The sequence below is a fragment of the Pseudoduganella sp. GW821-FHT11H04 genome, from assembly GCF_058807935.1.
On sequence record NZ_JBXARE010000014.1, the window covers coordinates 30,480 to 48,699 of the forward strand.

Annotated in this window: 16 protein-coding genes and 1 other RNA gene; 8 read left to right on the forward strand and 9 right to left on the reverse strand. The window is 61.1% G+C overall.

What is annotated here, in order from left to right:
- Positions 1-6: 6 nt before the first annotated feature.
- Both AC1RTP_RS23455 and AC1RTP_RS23460 read left to right on the forward strand, forming a co-directional pair.
- Positions 7-975, forward strand: coding sequence for a cytochrome P450 (locus tag AC1RTP_RS23455; RefSeq protein ID WP_498611027.1), 969 nt, complete (start codon positions 7-9; stop codon positions 973-975).
- Positions 972-1,316, forward strand: coding sequence for an antibiotic biosynthesis monooxygenase family protein (locus tag AC1RTP_RS23460; RefSeq protein WP_498611028.1), 345 nt, complete (start codon positions 972-974; stop codon positions 1,314-1,316). The genes AC1RTP_RS23455 and AC1RTP_RS23460 overlap by 4 nt, the downstream gene beginning before the upstream one ends.
- 1 nt (position 1,317) lies before the next feature.
- Here the strand turns inward: AC1RTP_RS23460 and ggt are convergent, their stop codons facing one another.
- From ggt to AC1RTP_RS23500, 8 genes are all read right to left on the reverse strand, one after another.
- On the reverse strand, positions 1,318-3,087 hold the full coding sequence (gene ggt, locus AC1RTP_RS23465; protein ID WP_498611030.1) for a gamma-glutamyltransferase: 1,770 nt from the start codon (positions 3,085-3,087) through the stop codon (positions 1,318-1,320).
- A 6-nt stretch (positions 3,088-3,093) separates the two neighbouring features.
- Positions 3,094-3,540: a hypothetical protein gene (locus AC1RTP_RS23470; protein ID WP_498611032.1), complete on the reverse strand. Its 447-nt coding sequence runs from the start codon at positions 3,538-3,540 to the stop codon at positions 3,094-3,096.
- Positions 3,541-3,686: 146 nt separating this feature from the next.
- On the reverse strand, positions 3,687-4,253 hold the full coding sequence (locus tag AC1RTP_RS23475) for a PEP-CTERM sorting domain-containing protein (RefSeq protein ID WP_498611034.1): 567 nt from the start codon (positions 4,251-4,253) through the stop codon (positions 3,687-3,689).
- A 200-nt stretch (positions 4,254-4,453) separates the two neighbouring features.
- Positions 4,454-5,344, reverse strand: coding sequence for an RNA polymerase sigma factor RpoH (rpoH, locus tag AC1RTP_RS23480; protein ID WP_498611036.1), 891 nt, complete (start codon positions 5,342-5,344; stop codon positions 4,454-4,456).
- 224 nt (positions 5,345-5,568) lie between these two features.
- Entirely contained in the window at positions 5,569-6,483 is a 915-nt protein-coding gene (gene ftsX / locus AC1RTP_RS23485) for a permease-like cell division protein FtsX (RefSeq protein ID WP_498611038.1), read from the reverse strand.
- Positions 6,480-7,139 carry a cell division ATP-binding protein FtsE gene (locus AC1RTP_RS23490; RefSeq protein WP_498611040.1) on the reverse strand — a complete coding sequence of 220 codons (660 nt, stop codon included), beginning with the start codon at positions 7,137-7,139 and terminating at the stop codon, positions 6,480-6,482. The genes ftsX and AC1RTP_RS23490 overlap by 4 nt, the downstream gene beginning before the upstream one ends.
- Before the next feature lie 9 nt (positions 7,140-7,148).
- Positions 7,149-8,192, reverse strand: coding sequence for a signal recognition particle-docking protein FtsY (gene ftsY, locus AC1RTP_RS23495; protein ID WP_498611042.1), 1,044 nt, complete (start codon positions 8,190-8,192; stop codon positions 7,149-7,151).
- Between the two features lie 50 nt (positions 8,193-8,242).
- On the reverse strand, positions 8,243-9,193 hold the full coding sequence (locus AC1RTP_RS23500; RefSeq protein WP_498611044.1) for a MerR family transcriptional regulator: 951 nt from the start codon (positions 9,191-9,193) through the stop codon (positions 8,243-8,245).
- Positions 9,194-9,546: 353 nt separating this feature from the next.
- Between AC1RTP_RS23500 and AC1RTP_RS23505 the strand changes: the two genes are divergently transcribed.
- Together AC1RTP_RS23505 and AC1RTP_RS23510 are read left to right on the forward strand one after the other, a co-directional pair.
- Complete coding sequence (locus AC1RTP_RS23505) at positions 9,547-10,623, forward strand: porin (protein ID WP_498611046.1); 1,077 nt, start codon at positions 9,547-9,549, stop codon at positions 10,621-10,623.
- Between the two features lie 52 nt (positions 10,624-10,675).
- Positions 10,676-11,176 (forward strand): hypothetical protein, encoded by a 501-nt coding sequence (locus AC1RTP_RS23510; RefSeq protein WP_498611047.1) that lies wholly within the window; start codon positions 10,676-10,678, stop codon positions 11,174-11,176.
- Here AC1RTP_RS23510 and AC1RTP_RS23515 read toward each other — a convergent pair whose 3' ends face one another.
- Positions 11,177-12,874 (reverse strand): thiamine pyrophosphate-binding protein, encoded by a 1,698-nt coding sequence (locus tag AC1RTP_RS23515; protein ID WP_498611049.1) that lies wholly within the window; start codon positions 12,872-12,874, stop codon positions 11,177-11,179.
- Between the two features lie 184 nt (positions 12,875-13,058).
- On the opposite strand from AC1RTP_RS23515, the gene rnpB reads away from it, so the two are divergent.
- From rnpB to AC1RTP_RS23535, 4 genes are all read left to right on the forward strand, one after another.
- Positions 13,059-13,390: RNase P RNA component class A (gene rnpB, locus AC1RTP_RS23520), an RNA gene on the forward strand.
- A 12-nt stretch (positions 13,391-13,402) separates the two neighbouring features.
- Complete coding sequence (gene glpK, locus AC1RTP_RS23525; RefSeq protein ID WP_498611051.1) at positions 13,403-14,887, forward strand: glycerol kinase GlpK; 1,485 nt, start codon at positions 13,403-13,405, stop codon at positions 14,885-14,887.
- A complete protein-coding gene (locus AC1RTP_RS23530) occupies positions 14,884-15,657 on the forward strand; it encodes a PAS domain-containing protein (RefSeq protein ID WP_498611053.1) in 774 nt (257 codons plus the stop codon). The genes glpK and AC1RTP_RS23530 overlap by 4 nt, the downstream gene beginning before the upstream one ends.
- A gap of 98 nt (positions 15,658-15,755) precedes the next feature.
- A complete protein-coding gene (locus AC1RTP_RS23535) occupies positions 15,756-18,011 on the forward strand; it encodes a M9 family metallopeptidase (protein WP_498611054.1) in 2,256 nt (751 codons plus the stop codon).
- Positions 18,012-18,220: the final 209 nt, after the last annotated feature.

Genomic DNA, 18,220 nt, shown 5'->3' on the forward strand with positions numbered 1-18,220 from the left:
AAAGACATGCAGGAATTGGAATGGGATGGAGGACGTGGATTGTGGCTCGCCAATGGCACGGAGCTGGTGGAAGGGGTACTCAGCCATCCGGCGCTGAGGGTGCGTCCGCTGGCCGAACCTGTGCCGGCCGCCCTTGCCGGCGGCAGCGCGGGCGAAGTCTTCGGCGCGCTGGTACGCATGAATGACGGCGAGCGCCACGCTGCGCCCAAACTCGCACTGCAGCGCGCCCTCGCGCAATTTGCGCTCGCCGCGCCGCCAACGCCAGCGCAAACACGGGCGCGCGAAGTGGCTGCACGGCTGCTGGCCGAAGGGCGCTCGATTCGCGACTGGACCTTCGAGGCGCCAGTCAGCACGGTCGCCAGCCTGCTTGGTTTCGCCGACGCCCAATTGCCAGCCGTGGCGCGCTGGATGGGCGATTTCGTGGCTTGCCTGTCGCCTTTGAGCAGCGCGCCGCAAATCGAGCAAGCGCAGGCCGCGAGCCTGTGCCTGTTGGCCGCCATGCGCGAGCTTCTGCAGGAAGCTCCCGTGGGATCGCTGGCTGCCGCAGTCGGCCAGGAAGCCGCCGCTGCCGGCTGGCAGAACGACCACGCCATCCTCGCCAATCTCGTCGGCCTGCTGTCGCAAACTTATGAAGCCACGGCAGGCTTGCTGGGCAACTCCCTCATCGCCATGCAGCAAGGGGCGCTGGTGGCGCAAGTGATGGAGAACGACCCACCCATCCTCAACACGCGCCGCTTCGCCGCCGAACGCTGCACAATAGGCAGCGTGACAGTAGAACAAGGGCAAGCGATACTGGTCATGCTCGGCGCTGCGAAGCGCGGTTTCGGCCACGGCAAGCACGCCTGCCCCGGCCAGCAGCTGGCGCAACAGATCGTCGCCGGCTGCATTGAAGCGCTGCGCAGCAGGCCGCTGCCGCAGCTAAGCTGGACATACCGCGCATCGGTTAACGCGCGCATACCGGAGTTTCATCAATGATCGCAGTGATTTTTGAAGTGACGCCCGCCGAGGGCCGCAAGGATGCCTACCTGGATATCGCCGCCAAGCTGCTGCCAACGCTGGAACAGATCGATGGCTTTATCAGCGTCGAACGTTTCCAGAGCCTGACTAATCCAGGAAAGATGCTGTCGCTATCGTTCTTCCGCGACGAAGAAGCGGTGCAGGAATGGCGCAAGGTGGAAGCGCACCGTGCCGCCCAGCAGGCCGGGCGCGAGCGCCTGTTCGCCGATTACCGCCTTCGCATCGCCAGCGTGGTGCGCGACTACGGCCTGAACGAACGCGCCGAAGCGCCGGCCGATAGCCGCGAACGGCACGGTTGAATCAGTGTCCGCGCTTTTGCACCAGCGCGCTGCCCACGCCGTGGCGTTTGCCTTCGCTGACGGCCGTCACCGTGCCGTCGGGATTGAAGACGATCGCATTGGCGGCGCCGATTTCCTCGACGCCCGCTTCATCCCAGCGCTGGCCGAACCTTTCCAGCGCCTTTGCTTGAGCGCTGCCCGAGAAACCAGGCTCGATGGACGTGGCCAGGCCATTACGCTCCGAGATGCGCGGGGCGTTGAGCGCAGCCGGCATGTCCATGCCCAGGTCGATGTGGTTGAAAATGGTTTGCAGCACCGTGGTCACGATGGTGGCGCCGCCCGGGCTGCCGATGGTGAAGGCTGGTTTGCCGTTACGGAAAACGATGGTCGGCGACATACTGCTGCGCGGACGCTTGCCCGCTTCCGGCACATTCGGATGCGGGCCGGTGAAGTCGAAGTCCGTCATCTCGTTATTCAGGATGAAGCCATAGCCCGGCACAGTGATGCCGCTGCCGCCCCATGATTCGATGGTGAAGGTGTAGGCGACAATATTGCCATCCTTGTCGGACACGGCCAGGTGGGTGGTGTGCGCGCTTTCCGACAGCAGTTTCGATGGCGGTGCGGCTGCGGGACGCAGGGGCACGCTCAAGTCGCGCTGGAAGGCATAGGGATCGCCCGCCTGTGCATGGTAATGGGCCTGGGTCGGATCGATCAGCTCACGGCGCCGTGCAGCGTATTCCTTGCTGACCAGGCCCGCTACCGGCGCCTCCACATATTCCGGATCGGCCAGGTAGGCATTGCGGTCAGCGAATGCCAGGCGCGCCGCCTCCATGTACAGGTGCTCCGCCTTCTCACGCGGCATGGCACGCAGGTCGAATCCCTCCAGGATATTCAGCGCTTCTGCGATCGTCACGCCGCCGCTGCTCGGTAAAGGCATGCCAAGCAGCTCATAGCCGCGGTAAGTGCTGCGCACCGGCTGGCGCCAGCGCGACTCGTAATTGGCCAGGTCGGCCAGCGACATCCGTCCTGCGCGCACCGAGACGCCGGCAGCAACCGGCGGCTGGTTGACCGCACCGACGATCGCCTGCGCCAGCTTGCCTGAATAGAAGGCCTTCACGCCGCCGGTGGAAAGCAGGCGATAAGTCCTGGCCAGGTCCGGATTGCGCAGCAGGGTGCCAGAAGGCAGGGCTTTGCCATCCTTCAGGTAGCGCGCGGCCGTCTCCGGGAACAGCGCGAACTTCTTCTCGTTTTCTTTCGCCAGCGCGACGAAGTTGTCGTTCAGTCGGAAGCCGTCCGTCGCCACCTTGATGGCGGGCGCGAGCACCTGCTTGAACGACATGGTGCCGTAGCGGTCCAGCGCATCGTGCCAACCGCGCACCGTGCCCGGCACGCCAACCGCCATGCCGCTGGCGACCGCGGTATCGAAATCCATCGCCTTGCCATCAGCTGTGAAAGCATCGGCCTGGAAGGAAGCCGGCGCCATTTCGCGATGGTCAAGTGTGATGACGCGCTTTTCCTTGGCAAGGTAAATCACCATGAAGCCGCCGCCGCCCACGCCGCAGCTGAACGGATCGGTGACGCCCAGGGTGGCGGCTGCCGCGACTGCAGCATCAATTGCATTGCCGCCCTTGTTGAGAATGGCGAGCGCAGCTTGCGAGGCCGGCTCGCTGATGGTCGCCACAGCGCCGCCGGTGCCGGTGGCCACCGGGGTCTTGGCCCAGGCCGGGCCGCTGAACGCCAGTGCAAGGATGATGGTGGAAGTCAGTCGCAGGGGCAGGGCGTTTGGCGTCATGGGCAACTATGTCGGGTGGGAAATATATACCCGCAAGCTTACCCGATAATTCGGCGCCGCCGCCTTCAGTGCCGGCACCTCGGCCGGCTCCACGCCCAGCAGGGTGAAGGTCAGGCCGTTGCGCGAAAGCGACTTGCTAGCACCAGGCATGTCTTGCGCCAGCACGAAGCTGGTGTTGCCTTGCTTGTCGCTCAGGACGAAGCTGTAGCTGATATAGCCGGCCCAGACGCAGACTGCGCCCTGTTTGCAACGGCTGTCGTTGACGCGCTCGAGCTTGAGCGTGACGGCGGGGGCCAGCGTAACGGATTCCCCCTGTCCCAGCTGGTAGCTGGCGCTGGTGCGTGGTGCAGGACGGCTGGCGCTGCCGTCCTCGGTGCTGCGGGTTGAACCGCAGGCAGCGGCAATGGCGAGGACCAGGCTCGCCATGCCAAGGCAGATCAATCTTGCTTGCATGATGTTCTCCTCTGGCCTGAGAACAGCTTAGCAAATCGCAAAGCTCCTTGTTGCACTGTTGAGTCCACTCAACTGTAAGGATTTTCGACATGTAATAAAAAAGGCGCCCCGAAGGGCGCCAGTTTTTATAGTTGGTGTTTAACCGCTTATTCTTTGCGGCGGCGGCGCGCCATCCCCAGGCCCAGCAAGCCGGCGCCCAGCAGTGCAAGAGATGCAGGTTCAGGAATGCTTTGTGGTGGCCCACCCGGATTGGAAGGAGCGGCCGTTCCGGCCATGACCTTGAAATCCACGTTGGTGTTGTTGTCGTGCACGTTCAGTGAATCAAGCTTGAATTCGTAGACCACCCCGCCGGTCAACGTCACGTCATCCCAATAGGCCGCATAGCCGCTGGGTTTGCTCTTGGTTTTCGAGCTGCCATTGACCAGGAAATCGAAGTCGAAATCCTGCACCGCACCGCCATTTGGCGGTGTAATGCCGAAATCGAAGGTGGTGGTGTTGACGGTCTTCACGTACAACACCGTCAGGTCTTTGATATGGATCCAGTCGGCGAAGGTCCATACGGAGTCGCCATCCGGGTTCCAGCCGGCACTGATCGAGGTGTTGATGGTTAGCATCAACGGGTTGGCCGAGGTCTCGCCTGGTTTGGTAGGACCAGCGACGGCCGAGCCAACTGCCAGTGCGCAAATTGCGGTCAGTGCAAGCTTCTTGAACATGGGGAACTCCTCAGTGAGTGTGCTCAGCAGTTACAAAGCAATCGACGTGCCAGTAACTGAAACTCATCCATATCAAGGACTTAGCCGGTGTTGCATATGGGAATGTAAAAATTCCCGACATTAAAAATATTGCCAGTTAGTTAAAAAAAGCACCGATCCTTACGGAATCGGTGCTTTCGTTGGGGCATTGCTTTGAATGCTTACATATAAGCAGCCAGCGCGCCCTTCATTTTCTTCAATGCGGCAGCCTCGATCTGGCGGATGCGCTCAGCGGAGACGCCGAATTCTTCAGCCAGCGTATGCAAGGTGGCGCCGGAGCCATCGTCGTTCGCCAGCCAGCGTGCTTCCACGATGCGGCGCGAACGGGCGTCGAGCTTGGACAAGGCGGTTTCCAGGCCTTCAGACTGCAGGCGCACCACCTGTGCCGCTTCCAGTACCTTGGTCGGCTCCATATTGTCCGAGGACAGGTAGGCGATCGGCGAGAACTTATCGTCTTCGTCGTCGGAAGGCGCTTCCAGAGCAATGTCGCGGCCGCTCAGGCGGGTTTCCATCTCGATCACTTCCTCGCGCTTCACGTCCAGCGCCTTGGCCAGCTCGTCGATCTGTTTCGGCGACATGGCGTCCAGGCCCTGCTTGTGGCTGCGCAGGTTGAAGAACAGCTTGCGCTGGGCCTTGGTAGTGGCCACTTTGACCAGGCGCCAGTTCTTCAGGATGTATTCGTGGATTTCAGCCTTGATCCAGTGCATGGCATAGGACACCAGGCGCACGCCCTGGTCCGGATCGAAACGCTTGACCGCCTTCATCAGGCCGATATTGCCTTCCTGGATCAGGTCGCCGTGCGGCAGGCCGTAGCCAAGGTAGCCACGCGCGATCGACACCACCAGGCGCAGGTGCGAGGTGACCAGCACTTCCGCTGCCTTGAGATCGTTCTTTTCCTTCAGGTTCTTGCCCAGCGCCACTTCTTCTTCGTGGGTCAGCATAGGCAGGCGGTTCACAGCCGAGATATAAGCGTCCAGATTGCCCAGGCTCCCGCTGAAGCCAAGGGTCAGCGCGTTGCTGCCGGCAGGTACCAGTGCGTTTGTTGCGGTCATCTTATTCATCCTCGATTGAAGGGAAATACTTTCAGAGTTACCAGCATGCACGATAGAACTTAAATGACTCTTAACCTCTATCATGCTGTTCTGAACATATATTAGCACTCTCCCTTGGTGAGTGCCAATTGCTGAGATTCTATGGGTTTGATAGTAAATTTACTATCAGGATAGGGCGACGGGAAGGCAGGCTCCGTGCGGGTACGCACGGAGCTGGAGGGGTGTCAGTTCAGGCGGGAAAGATGGCGCTGCACAGAAAGCAGGGCGCCGAACAGGCCAAGGCTGGCCGACAGGGCCAGCAGGCCGATGGTGCCCAAGGGAGCCAGCGGCGCCAGTTGGAATTCCGATGCGTACAGCCTTGCAAAGTCGGCAATGGCGTGGTTCAGCGGCTGCAGCGCGAGCGCGACGCCGCCCAGGGCAACACCGCCGGCGCACAGGCCGAGCAGGGCGCCTGTGTAATAGAAGGGCCGGTGGATGAAGCTGTCGGTGGCGCCGATCAGCTTGGACACCAGGATTTCTTCACGCTGGGTCATTACCTGCAGGCGGATGGTGTTGAATACAACGGCAACGACCACCGTCGCCAGGGTGGCGGCCAGCAGCAGCAGGGCCAGGCGCAGCACGCCCAGCAAGGCGGCCAGGCGTTTCACCCAGGCCGAGTCCACCTGTACCGCTTCGACGCCGGGCAGGACGCGCATCTGCTCCGCAATACCATCGATCTGGGCGCCTTCTGCAGCGTTCTGGAAGGCATTCAGCTTGACGACATAGCTGTCGGGCAGCGGATTTTCGCCGAGGGTGGCAACCACGTCGGACAGGCCGCTCTTGGCATTCAGCTCTTCCAGCGCTTTTTCACGCGGCTTGAAGATGATTTTGGCTTGCGGTGCAATGCCGCGCAGTGAGGAGGCCAGGCCAGCCGCCTGTTCGCGCGGGGTTTCGGCCTTGATGAACACGCTCAGTTCAGGCTCGACCGCCATTTGTTCCGACATTGGCCGCACATTGTCGAGCAAAGTCACGCCCATGAAGGGCAGGGCCAGCGCAATTGCGACCACCAGGATATTGAACAGGAAAGAACCCGGCGCGCGGCGCACATGCACCAGGGCAGAACCGAAGGCGAACAGGTGGTGGCGCAGCCAGGTGCTCATGCAGCCTCCTTCATCAGTGCGCCGCGTTCGAGGTGGATCACGCGTGCGGCAGCGTCCAGGATCTGCTCATCGTGGGATGAGATCAGGCAAGTCACGCCCACCGAGTGGAAGGCGTGCAGGGCGTCGATCACCTTGTTGGCGCTGGCGCGGTCCAGGTTGGCGGTCGGCTCGTCGGCCAGGATGATTTGTGGACGGTTGACAATGGCGCGCGCGATCGAAACGCGCTGCTGCTCGCCGCCGGACAGGGCCAGCGGCTGCGCATCGGCTCGGTCCAGCAAGCCCACCTTGTCGAGTGCGGCGCGGGCGCGCTGCTCGGCGGCGGCACGCGGCGAACCGGTGACCAGCAGGGGCATCATCACATTGGACAGCACGCTGCGGTCGTTCAGCAAGCGCTGTTCCTGGAAAATCAGGCCCAGGTTACGGCGCAGGAAGGGTATGCCGGGGCGCTTCAAGGCGCCGATATCCTGGCCATTTACCAGCACTTTGCCGGACGTTGGCCGCTCCATGGCGGCAATCATCTTCAGTAGGGTCGATTTGCCGGCGCCCGAAGGGCCGGCCAGGTAGACCAGCTCGCCCTTGGCGATGGTGAAGGAGATGTCGCGCAGGGCGACACCGTCGGGGGAGTATTGCTTGCTGACGTGCTGGAATTCGATCATGTAGGCCGATTAAGCGAGCAGTGCTTCAACAAATTCAGCCGCGTTGAACGGCTGCAGGTCTTCAATCTTTTCGCCGATGCCAATGAAGTACACCGGGACCGGGCGTACGCGGGCGATGGCGGCCAGGATGCCGCCTTTCGCAGTGCCGTCTAGCTTGGTAATGATCAGGCCGGACAGTTGCAGTGCATCATCGAAAGCTTTTACCTGGGCCAGTGCATTTTGGCCGGTATTGCCATCGATGACCAGCAGGGTTTCATGCGGGGCGTCTTCCATGCCCTTGCCGATCACGCGCTTGACCTTCTTCAGCTCTTCCATCAGGTGCAACTGGGTTGGCAGACGGCCGGCGGTATCGATCATCACCACATTGGTGCCGCGCGCCTTGCCGGACTGCACCGCGTCGAAGGACACGGCTGCCGGATCGCCTGACTCCTGGGAAATCACGGTCACATTGTTGCGTTGACCCCACACCATCAGCTGTTCACGGGCGGCGGCACGGAAAGTGTCGCCTGCAGCCAACAGTACCGACTGGCCATGGGCCTGCATATGTTTAGCCAGCTTGCCGATGGTGGTCGTCTTGCCGGCACCGTTGACGCCGGAAATCATCATCACCAGGGGCTGGTGGCGGCCCAGTTCGAAAGGCTTTTGCAGGGGCTGCAGCAGGTCGATCATGAGCTGCTTGAGCGCGTCCTTGACCTGGGCGGCCTCGAGCAGCTTCTCTTCCTTGACCTTGCGCTTCAGGGCGTCGAGCAGGAACTGGGTGGCGTCGACGCCGGCGTCGGACATTAACAACGCCGCTTCCAGTTCGTCATACAGCTCGTCGTCGATCTTGGCGCCGACGAAGAGGATGGACAGGTTGGATGATGTCTTGGACAAGCCAGCCTTCAGACGGCTCATCCAGCTTTGTTTTAGTTCCGGTTTGGAGGCGGTCTCGACTTCATATGCCAGGGGCGCGGGAAGTTCGGCGCTGGCAGGCGTGGCAGGAGCAGGGGCGGCCGCTGGAGCTGCTGGAGCTACTTCCGGCGCGACCGGTTTCTTCTTGAAAAAACTGAACATGGACAGGTTGGCAGAGGGTCCTTCAATCGAACCGCGTATTCTACCAGAGCCTAGGTGAGGGCTTGGCGTTGGCGCTGGCGCCATTCGGTCACTGCCGTACCGATATCGGCAAGTTCGCACACATTCACATACGTTGGCGGACGTTTGCGCAAGGCGGAATTACTGCCCCCGGCCCAGATTTCCGCTGCTTCCGGCAAGCGCGCCCGCAGTTCGCGCAGGCTGTCGTTGACGTGGCGCGGGTTCATCGTGGTCGAGAAAGACAGCGCCACGATGTCGGCCTGCATGGCGCGCGCCCCTTCCACGATATCGGGCAGCGGAGTTTGAACGCCTAGCGGAATGCAATGCGCTCCCTCGGCGGCGAACATGGCTTCCGCCATCAGCAGGCCGAGGCCGTGGCGTTCCTGGGGAAGTGTTGTTAAAAGGACACGCGGACGCGGCGAGCCGCTGCTGTGGTTCACCTGGGGCACCGAGAACACCGCGCTGCGCAGCACGATCTGCACCGATTCGGCAAACAAGTGCTCTTCAAATACCGCGAACTGTCCGCAAGCCCAAGCTTCACCGACCAGGGTGGCCAGCGGTCCAACCAGGTTGATGACAAAGTTTTTCAGCCCCATCACCAGCATGGCCTGGGTCAGTTTACGGCGGAAGGCTTCCATCTGGTGGGTCTTGCACAGCTCGATATAAGCCTGCAGTTCGGGATGTGGGCGCATCACTTCCGCTTTTTGGCTCACGGCGGTTTTCTGCGCCAGCGCTTGCAGTTCGTCGGAGGAGTAGCCGATTACCTTGCCGGGACGATAGCCGAGATCGATCAATCTCTTGATCAATCTCAATTTAATTACTTGATCGCTTGGGTAGACTCGCTCCCCGAACGTATCGCGTTCAGGGCGGGGGAAGTCGTAACGGCGCTCCCAGACGCGCAAGGTTTCTTTTGCAACACCGGTATCCCGTTCCACGTCGCTGATTGTGGACGGAATTGTTACAGAAATCGCACTCGTTTTCATTCGCCGACGGCGCCCCCAGATTGATACGCGACCTGCATTCTAACGCTGAAATTCGACAAAAGTTGCAGATGATGCAGGCTAGTTTCACTCTGAAACCAGCGTTCGGGGCGCTTGTCCATGACACAATGTTGTCGCTTTCAGTTTAGCCCTCTAAGGGCTTGAAAGTGTGAAATGTGTCCTGAACAAAAAACTCTACTATTAAGTAAATTTTAATTGCGCCTATGTGGTATTTGACGCTATCTTGCAATACGCATTACTACGTGCATGGCAGGAAATATTGAGATCATATAAAATAGTGAAGATCAGTGCCGTAGCGCCCTGGTGATCGATAACAAAGCAAAAGGAAAAAGCACATGAAAAAAACCCTGATGTCCCTCGCGATCCTCGCTGCTTCTGGCGCGGCCTACGCTCAATCCAACGTAACCATCTATGGCATCATGGATGTTGGTTTCGTTTCTGAGCACGGTGGCAAGAACGGCACCGTTAACAAGATTTCCTCCGGTGTGGCTAACGCTTCCCGTCTGGGCTTCAAAGGCAGCGAAGACCTGGGCGGCGGCCTGTCGGCTGTGTTCACCCTGGAAAGCGGTATCAAAGCCGATACCGGCGAGCTGGACAACGCCAACAACCAACTGTTCAACCGTCAAGCCTTCGTCGGCCTGTCGTCCAAGACTGCTGGTACCCTGACCCTGGGTCGTCAGTACACCCCTTGGTACAACACCCTGTCCCAAGTTGGTGACCCATTCGCAGCTGGCCTGGAAGGTTCCGCAAAGAACCTGTTCCCAGCTGGCGGCATCAACACCCGTAACAGCAACGCCGTAGTCTGGAAATCCCCAGAGTTCTACGGTGTGACCGGCGAACTGTTCTACGCTTTCGGCGAAAAGAAATACGCTGAGACCGGCCGTCAACTGGGCGCCTCGATCGGCTACCAGAATGGTCCTCTGAACATTCGTCTGGCATACAACAACATCAACAACGACACCGTTACCCCAGCGAACGTTGTGGTGAACAACCAGATCGGCCACAACACCCTGCTGGCTGTGAACTATGACTTCAAAGTACTGAAGGCATACGCAATGTACGGCACCAACAAGGGCCCAACCGCCAACGTGCTGCCAAACCCTACTGCCTACTTCGCAACTCCAGTTGCTCCATCGTTGGATTCCCGCACCTGGCTGGTTGGCGCAACCATCCCAGTGTCGGCTGCCGGCTCGCTGGTTGGTTCCTGGTCTTCCGCTGAAGACAAGTCCTTCGGCCGCGATGGCGACCAAGCTGCTATCGGCTACCTGCACTCGCTGTCCAAGCGTACCACCGCCTACGCTTCGTACGCCAAGCTGCGCAACAAGCACAACGGCTCCTACACCATCGGCAACAACGCCGACGTAGGTACCGGCCACGAAGGTTACGCAGTCGGCATCCGCCACATGTTCTAATCTTCACCAGTTCCTGGTCAAAACGGCTGCCGAGTGCAGCCGTTTTTTTTATATGCGAAAACATATACTGATCGGCGGTTTCGCCGCCTGCACCTTGATTGCGCTGACTGCGGCCTTTGCTGCGCCGGGTAAGCGCGCGGCTACTCCGCACGCCAGTGCCGGCTTGCCGCGCTACGGCGTGATGGTGTATTCGGACTTGTGCGTCCACGAAAGCAGCAGCGAATTCGGCGGGCAGCGCATTACGCTGCAGCGTTTTGCCGAAGCTGACTCGGTGATTTACGAGTACACGGCCGGTGGCCTGAGCTGGCCCTTGGTTGCCACTGATGTCAATATCGATCCGCGCGGGAAGATGATGTACTTCACCGTGCTGGAAGGGGAGGAGGAGCGCACCATCAGCGGCAAGTTCTCTTCCGATGGCGAAACGTTGACGCTGGATGGCGGCTATTGCGAGGATCAGTCGCAGCCGATGGTGCTGGCGAAGGTGCGCGACTTCTCGCGCCAGGCAAAAGCCTGTAAGAACTGCCCCGCGCCGAAGCGGCGGGGCACGGATTGATTACTTGCCTGCCGCGACAGCCTGTTTGCGGATGGTGTCGAGGGTTGCGCCTGGGGTGATCAGGTTGCCGTCGTAACGCAGCTCGATGATCGCCGGCAGGTTCTGCTCGCGGGTGAAGGCCAGGGCGCGCTGCAGTGCCGGCGCGAATTCCTCGGTCGCCGCAACGGTTTCGCCATGGCCGCCGAAGGCGCGCGCCACTGCGGCGAAGTCCGGATTGTGCAAGGTGGTGCCGGAAACGCGGCCAGGGTATTCACGTTCCTGGTGCATGCGGATGGTGCCGAACATCTGGTTATTGAACACGATGATGAGCACGCCCGCCTTGTACTGCACGGCAGTTGCCAGTTCCTGGCCGTTCATCATGTATTCGCCGTCGCCCGCAAACGTCACCACCGTACGCGCAGGATCGATAATCTTGGCGGCTACGCCGGATGGCACGGAATAGCCCATAGCGCCGCTGGTTGGCGCCAGCTGGGTGCGCGCCTGGCCGTATTGCCAGTAGCGATGCGCCCAGGTGGCGTAGTTGCCGGCGCCGTTGGTGATGATGGTGTCGGCCGGGCACTGCGCCTTCAGTTCCTGCACTACCTGCCACAGGTTCAGCGGGGCGTTGTTGTCCTTGAAGATGGTCGGCTGCTGCTGCCATGCGTTGTATTCGGCACGTGCCAGTTCCACGCTGTCGCGCCATGCGCTCGAATCCACCGGCTCCATTGCTGCCAGCATTGCCGCTGCTTGCGGCATGCCGGAGGCGATCATCAATTCGCCCTGGTACACGCTGCCCAGTTCTTCCGGGCTGGCGTGGATGTGCACCAGGCGTTGTTGCGGTACCGGCGAAGCGATGATGGAGTAGCCGCTGGTGGTCATCTCACCCAGGCGCGGGCCGATGGCGATCAGCACGTCGGCTTCTTTCACGCGTGCGGCCAGCTTCGGGTTGATGCCGATGCCGACGTCGCCGATATAGTTCGGGTGGGTGTTGTCCAGCAGGTCTTGGAAGCGGAAAGCGCAGCCGACCGGCAGCTTGTTCGCTTCGGCGAACTTGCGGATATCGCTGGTGGCTTGCTCGTTCCAGCCGCCGCCGCCAAGCAGCAGCATAGGGCGCTTGGCTTCAGATAGCATCTGGCGCAGCTGAGCGATTTGCGGCGCGGACGGTGCGCCCTGGGTCGGCACGTAGGCGCGGGTGTCGGTCACGGTGGCTTTGTGGGTCAGCATGTCTTCCGGCAGGGCCAGTACGACCGGGCCAGGTCGGCCGCTGGTGGCGACCTGGTAGGCGCGGGCGATGTATTCAGGGATGCGGTCGGCGCGGTCGATCTGGGCGACCCATTTCGCCATCTGGCCGAACATGCGGCGGTAGTCCACTTCCTGGAAGGCTTCGCGGTCCATGAAATCGCTGCCGACCTGGCCGATGAACAGGATCATCGGGGTCGAATCCTGGAAGGCGGTGTGCACGCCGATCGAGGCATTGGTGGCGCCCGGGCCGCGGGTGACGAAGCAGATGCCCGGCTTACCGGTCATCTTGCCGTAGGCGTCGGCCATGAAGGCGGCGCCGCCCTCCTGGCGGTTGATGATGAAGCGGATGCCGGATTCGTGCAGGGCATCGAGCACGTCCAGGTAGCTTTCGCCGGGCACGCCGAAGGCGGTGTCGGTGCCGTGGATCTTCAGCGCATCGACCAGGATCTGGCCGCCGGAACGAGGAGTTTGCGTCATGGTACTTGCCTTCTTATACATGGATTTGGCATTCTATGCCTGCTCTAGAGAAATAGCTTTCGGTTTTGCGACACCAATTTATACGGGATTTATACGGGCGGAGTCAGGGTCCAACACCCAACACGGCTGAGCCGTGTCAGGTGTCAGGACCTGACCCCGAAATTAAACTGGTAGAATATCGCCCGAAGCAAGCCAGACAGCCGCTGGCTCATGTTGCAAGACATGGGCGGGAGGAAGGTCCGGACTCCACAGAGCGGGGTGACGGTTAACGGCCGTCCGCTGAAAGGTCGCAAGACTATAAGGCGAGGAATAGGGCCACAGAGACGAGCGTATTAAGTTACGGTGAAACGCGGTAACCTCCACCTGGTGCAATTTCAAATAGGCACGCGATGATGTTGCTCGCGGAGCGTGCGGGTAGAAAGCTTGAGCGGCGGAGTAATCCGTCGCCTAGAGGAATGGCTGTCATAGCACCTTCGGGTGCCGTAACAAAATCCGGCCTATCGGCTTGCTTCAACTAATTCTTGAGAGATGACTCAATACATCCTCGCCCTGGACCAGGGCACAACCAGTTCGCGCGCCATCCTGTTCGACCACGAAGGAAAAATCGCAGGATGCGCGGCGCAGGAATTTCCCCAGCACTTCCCTCAGCCCGGCTGGGTTGAGCACGACCCCAACGAAATCTGGAACAGCCAGCTCACGGTAGCGCGCAAGGTCCTGCAGGACTTCGACGTGAAAAAGGTGCGCGCCATCGGCATCACCAACCAGCGCGAAACTACCGTCGTATGGGATCGCAAGACCGGCGAGCCGATCGCGCCCGCCATCGTCTGGCAGGATCGCCGCACTGCGGATTACTGCGAAGAGCTGCGCGCGGCCGGCAAGGCCAAAATGATTTGCGACGCGACCGGCCTTGAGCTGGACGCTTACTTCTCCGCCACCAAGGTCAAATGGATCCTGGACCACGTGCCCGGCGCGCGCGAGCGTGCACGCAAGGGCGCGCTGTGCTTCGGTACCATCGACTCCTGGCTGGCGTGGAAGCTGTGCGGCGTGCACGTCACCGACGTGTCCAACGCCTCGCGCACCATGCTGTTCAACATCCACCTGATGCGCTGGGACTCCGACCTGCTCGAACTGTTCGACATTCCGGAAGAAATGCTGCCGCAAGTGGTCTCCTCCAGTGAGGAAGTGGGCACCACGCGCGAAACGCTGTTCGGCCAAGCGATCCCGGTTGCCGGCATCGCGGGCGACCAGCAGGCCGCGACCTTCGGCCAGGCCTGCCACCAGCCCGGCATGGTGAAGAACACCTATGGCACCGGATGCTTCATGCTGATGAACGCCGGCCGCCATCCGCGTACCTCGCATAACCGCCTGCTCTCCACCGTTGGCTGGCGTGTCGACGGCGAAACCGACTACATGCTGGAAGGCTCGGTCTTCATGGGCGGCGCCACGGTGCAATGGCTGCGCGATGGCCTGGGCATCATCCAGCACTCGAGCGAAGTGGAAGCGCTGGCCGGCAGCGTGCCTGACAGCGGCGGTGTATTCCTGGTGCCGGCCTTCGTCGGCCTGGGCGCGCCGCACTGGGACCCGTATGCGCGCGGTACTATCGTCGGCTTGACGCGCGGCAGCAACAAGGCGCACATTGCCCGCGCCGCCGTGGAATCGATCGCCTACCAGAGCGCCGAACTGCTGGCCGCAATGCAGAAAGATGCCTCCATGCCGGTGACGGAAGTGCGCGCGGATGGCGGCGCAGCCCGCAACGATATGCTGATGCAGTTCCAGTCCGATTTATTGGGCGTTCCAGTGCTGCGGCCGAAGGTCACCGAAACCACGGCTCTGGGTGCTGCCTACCTGGCCGGCCTGGCCGTCGGTTTCTGGGAATCGCAGGAAGAAATCGCGAAACAGTGGGCGTGCGAGCGCCGCTTCACGCCGAATATGGGGGGTGACCAGAGGGCCGAGTTGCTGGCAAAATGGAATCGCGCCACAGAGCGCGCCAAAGCATGGGAGACACCTTTATGATGGACCGTCCGTGGAGCGTGGAGCTGGACGCGATCGAAAAACTGTTCGACGCGCTGACCGAAGTGGCCTTCTTTGTGAAGGACCGAGATGGCCGCTATGTGGCCGTGAACAATACGCTGGCACGCCGCTGCGGCCTGCGCAACAAGTCCGACATCCTCGGCAAGACCGTGATGGACGTGCATCCGCATCCATTGGCTGCAGCCTATGAGGCGCAGGACCGCCAGGTGATCGAGATGGGCGCCACCATTGAAAAGCACCTTGAGCTGCACCTCTACCCGAACCGCCGCCGCGGCTGGTGCCTGACGCATAAGACCCCGCTGCGCAATGAGCAGGGCGATATCGTGGGCCTGGTCGGCACCTCGCACGACCTGGGCCTGGTCGACGAGCAGCACCCTGTGTACCGCCAGGTGGCGCGCATCGCCCAGCGCATCCGCGAGAACTTCCACCAGCAACTGAACCTGGCCGACCTGGCGCGCGAAGAAGGCCTCTCGCTGGCCCGCGTTGAGCGCCTGTTCCAGAAAGTATTCCGCTACAGCCCGCGCCAGTTGCTGCTGCAATCGCGCCTGGAAGGTGCGCTGACGCTGATCGAAGCCCACCCTGGCCGCAGCATCGCCGACATCGCCCGCGAATGCGGCTACACGGACCATAGCGCCTTCAGCCGCCAGTTCAAAGCGATGACGGGTTACACGCCAAGCCAGTACCGAAATGGTTCCGGCACGCGCCAACCTGTCGCTTTTTCGCCCATTTCCTGTGCAGTTCACGCTGCCTGATTCAGCGAAATCACACTAACGGCGCGCACGCTTGAAAGCGCGCCGCTCCACCTCGTTAGCATGGGCTCTCCCATTTAACAACGACAAGAGGTGGAGATATGAAGTTGCACCCAATCGGCATGGCCGGCCTGCTGGCCGCCATGCTGTCCAGCGCCGCTGTGCAAGCAGCAGGTAAGCACGAAGGCGATGGCCACGAGCAGAAACTGAAGCAGGCCCCTGCGCCGCACCAGCGGCAAACCCTGCCGCCAACCGTGGAGCAAAGCAAGTACGACCTGGCGCCAACGCGCAAGCCGCGCAATGACCTGATGCCGCGCAATATGAAGGCCAGCGTGGCGCCTGCAGTAGCTACAACGCAGTGCAAGGACATGAACACGCTGGCCAGCTACAGTGGCGCGGCGCTGGCTGAATACGTGGCTACGCTGCCGGACTACGAATGTACTTATCCGCTGTTCTCCGCTGCTCCAGCCCTGGCCACGACGATCTATTCGAGCGCCAATGTAAGCGCTGTCGCCAGCCGCATGGCCAGCGAAGCGGCCAGCTACAACGGCACCAACATGAAGCTGGTCAACCTGGTGCTCTATCTGCGCGCAGGCTACTACCAGGCCAGCAACGGCACTATCCCCGCGCTGACGGAATCGGTACGTGCACCTCTGCGCGCCGCCCTTCACAGCGCGGTGCGTGGCAGCAGCCTGTATTCCAACAACACCGTGGCATCGACGACGGCGGCGGAGACCTGGCGCCTGATCACCAATATGCACGACGAGGTGCAGTACCTGCCCGATGTGAAAGCGACGATTACCCGCTTCACCAATAACGGCACCACAACGACGGCAGCGGAGCCGCTGAAGCAGGACAGTGCGGGCGGCGGCATGACTGGCGCCCTGAATGTGCTGTTCCGCGCGCATACCATGCCCGATGTAGGCACGACCCTGTCGAACGATATTTCATACGCCAGCACCCTGTACGGTTTCATCACCGCCAACAAGTCGGCGCTGTTGGGCACCAACGCCAGCTATCAGCTGACCGATGCGTCGAACGAGACCTTCCGCTTCATGCAGTACGCCGGCCTGAAGCCGCAGGTGAAGCCGATGGTGCAGAACACGCTGAACACCAGCACTATGCTGGGCGCGGACAGCGAAATGTGGCTGGCTGCTGCGCAAGCGGTCAAATACTACGACAACGCCAACTGCGGCCAGTACGGAACATGTAACTTCGAGCAGCAGCTGGCCAATGCCGTGCTGAAAACGACCTACAGCTGCAGCCCGACGCTGCGCCTGCGCGCGCAGGACGTCACTTCGGACCAGGTGCAGCAGATCTGCTCCTCGCTGGCGACGGAAGAAACCTACGCCCACGCCATGCTGCAGACCAATAGCACCCCGGTCGCGCATGACAACAACACCTCGCTGGAACTGGTGGTGTTCGACGATTACACCAACTACAGCAAGTACGCGAGCGTGATCTACGGCATCGACACCAATAACGGCGGCATGTACCTGGAAGGCGACCCTTCGGTTGCGGGCAACCAGGCGCGCTTCATCGCCCACGAGGCATCGTGGCTGCGTCCGACCTTCAAGGTATGGAACCTGGAGCACGAATTCGTGCACTATATCGACGGCCGTTTCGATATGTACGGTGACTTCGGCGCAGCCACTACCGTGCCTACCGTGTGGTGGATCGAAGGCGTTGCGGAGTACTTGTCGCTGAAGAATAACAACCAGGCGGCGATCGACATGGCGCGTAGCCGCAAGTACCGCCTGAGCGATATCTTCGGCAACACCTACTCGATGTCGGATTACCAGGACCGCGCCTACCGTTGGGGTTACATGGCGACGCGCTTCATGATGGAGCGCCACCGTGCGGACGTCGACCAGGCCCTGGCCAATTTCCGCGTCGGTGATTACAGCCGCTACAACAACTTCATGCAAGGCATTGGTACCCGTTACGACAGCGAGTTCGCCACCTGGGCCGATGCGGCCACCACCGCCGGCGAGCCGCCAATGCCGGATACCGTGTCGAACCTGCCGACTTGCAGCGGCCAGGCCTCGCCGACCTACCTTGGCAAGAACTGCGCTATCCGCAACCTGTCGTCCGGCAGCCGCACCTACCTGCACCTGATCGTGCCGGCCGGCGCCAAAAACGTGAAGATCATGAGCGCCGGCGGCACGGGCGACATGAATATGTACGTGGCCCTGAACCGCTATCCGAGCACCACTTCCTACGACTATGCTTCGGCCAATGCCGGCAATGCTGAAAATATCAGCATCGCAAGTCCGGTCGCGAACCAGTGGTATTACATTGTGCTGGAAGCGAAGCAGCCGTTCAGCGGTGTCACGGTAGGCGTCACTTACGATTAAATAGCGGCCCAAGCCGTATAATGGTGGCAAGCGGCGGCAACGCCATTTGTCTATACAAGTTGCCGCCCAGTTCCCCTGGGCGGCAAATTTTTTTAGAGGTAGCAGATCACGCGCAAAGCGTGGCAGGCAGTCGTTCTTCCGCCAAACGGAGCTCTCGGCACTTGTTGCTAATTTGCTAAAGTGTCGTTGTCATCAGGCAACCAAACGCC

Bases quoted from the DNA above. Each gene is read 5' to 3' on its own strand.
- AC1RTP_RS23455 (WP_498611027.1), top strand. From the start codon at position 7: ATGCAGGAATTGGAATGGGATGGAGGACGTGGATTGTGGCTCGCCAAT.
- AC1RTP_RS23460 (WP_498611028.1), top strand. From the start codon at position 972: ATGATCGCAGTGATTTTTGAAGTGACGCCCGCCGAGGGCCGCAAGGAT.
- ggt (WP_498611030.1), bottom strand. From the start codon at position 3,087: ATGACGCCAAACGCCCTGCCCCTGCGACTGACTTCCACCATCATCCTT.
- AC1RTP_RS23470 (WP_498611032.1), bottom strand. From the start codon at position 3,540: ATGCAAGCAAGATTGATCTGCCTTGGCATGGCGAGCCTGGTCCTCGCC.
- AC1RTP_RS23475 (WP_498611034.1), bottom strand. From the start codon at position 4,253: ATGTTCAAGAAGCTTGCACTGACCGCAATTTGCGCACTGGCAGTTGGC.
- rpoH (WP_498611036.1), bottom strand. From the start codon at position 5,344: ATGACCGCAACAAACGCACTGGTACCTGCCGGCAGCAACGCGCTGACC.
- ftsX (WP_498611038.1), bottom strand. From the start codon at position 6,483: ATGAGCACCTGGCTGCGCCACCACCTGTTCGCCTTCGGTTCTGCCCTG.
- AC1RTP_RS23490 (WP_498611040.1), bottom strand. From the start codon at position 7,139: ATGATCGAATTCCAGCACGTCAGCAAGCAATACTCCCCCGACGGTGTC.
- ftsY (WP_498611042.1), bottom strand. From the start codon at position 8,192: ATGTTCAGTTTTTTCAAGAAGAAACCGGTCGCGCCGGAAGTAGCTCCA.
- AC1RTP_RS23500 (WP_498611044.1), bottom strand. From the start codon at position 9,193: ATGAAAACGAGTGCGATTTCTGTAACAATTCCGTCCACAATCAGCGAC.
- AC1RTP_RS23505 (WP_498611046.1), top strand. From the start codon at position 9,547: ATGAAAAAAACCCTGATGTCCCTCGCGATCCTCGCTGCTTCTGGCGCG.
- AC1RTP_RS23510 (WP_498611047.1), top strand. From the start codon at position 10,676: ATGCGAAAACATATACTGATCGGCGGTTTCGCCGCCTGCACCTTGATT.
- AC1RTP_RS23515 (WP_498611049.1), bottom strand. From the start codon at position 12,874: ATGACGCAAACTCCTCGTTCCGGCGGCCAGATCCTGGTCGATGCGCTG.
- glpK (WP_498611051.1), top strand. From the start codon at position 13,403: ATGACTCAATACATCCTCGCCCTGGACCAGGGCACAACCAGTTCGCGC.
- AC1RTP_RS23530 (WP_498611053.1), top strand. From the start codon at position 14,884: ATGATGGACCGTCCGTGGAGCGTGGAGCTGGACGCGATCGAAAAACTG.
- AC1RTP_RS23535 (WP_498611054.1), top strand. From the start codon at position 15,756: ATGAAGTTGCACCCAATCGGCATGGCCGGCCTGCTGGCCGCCATGCTG.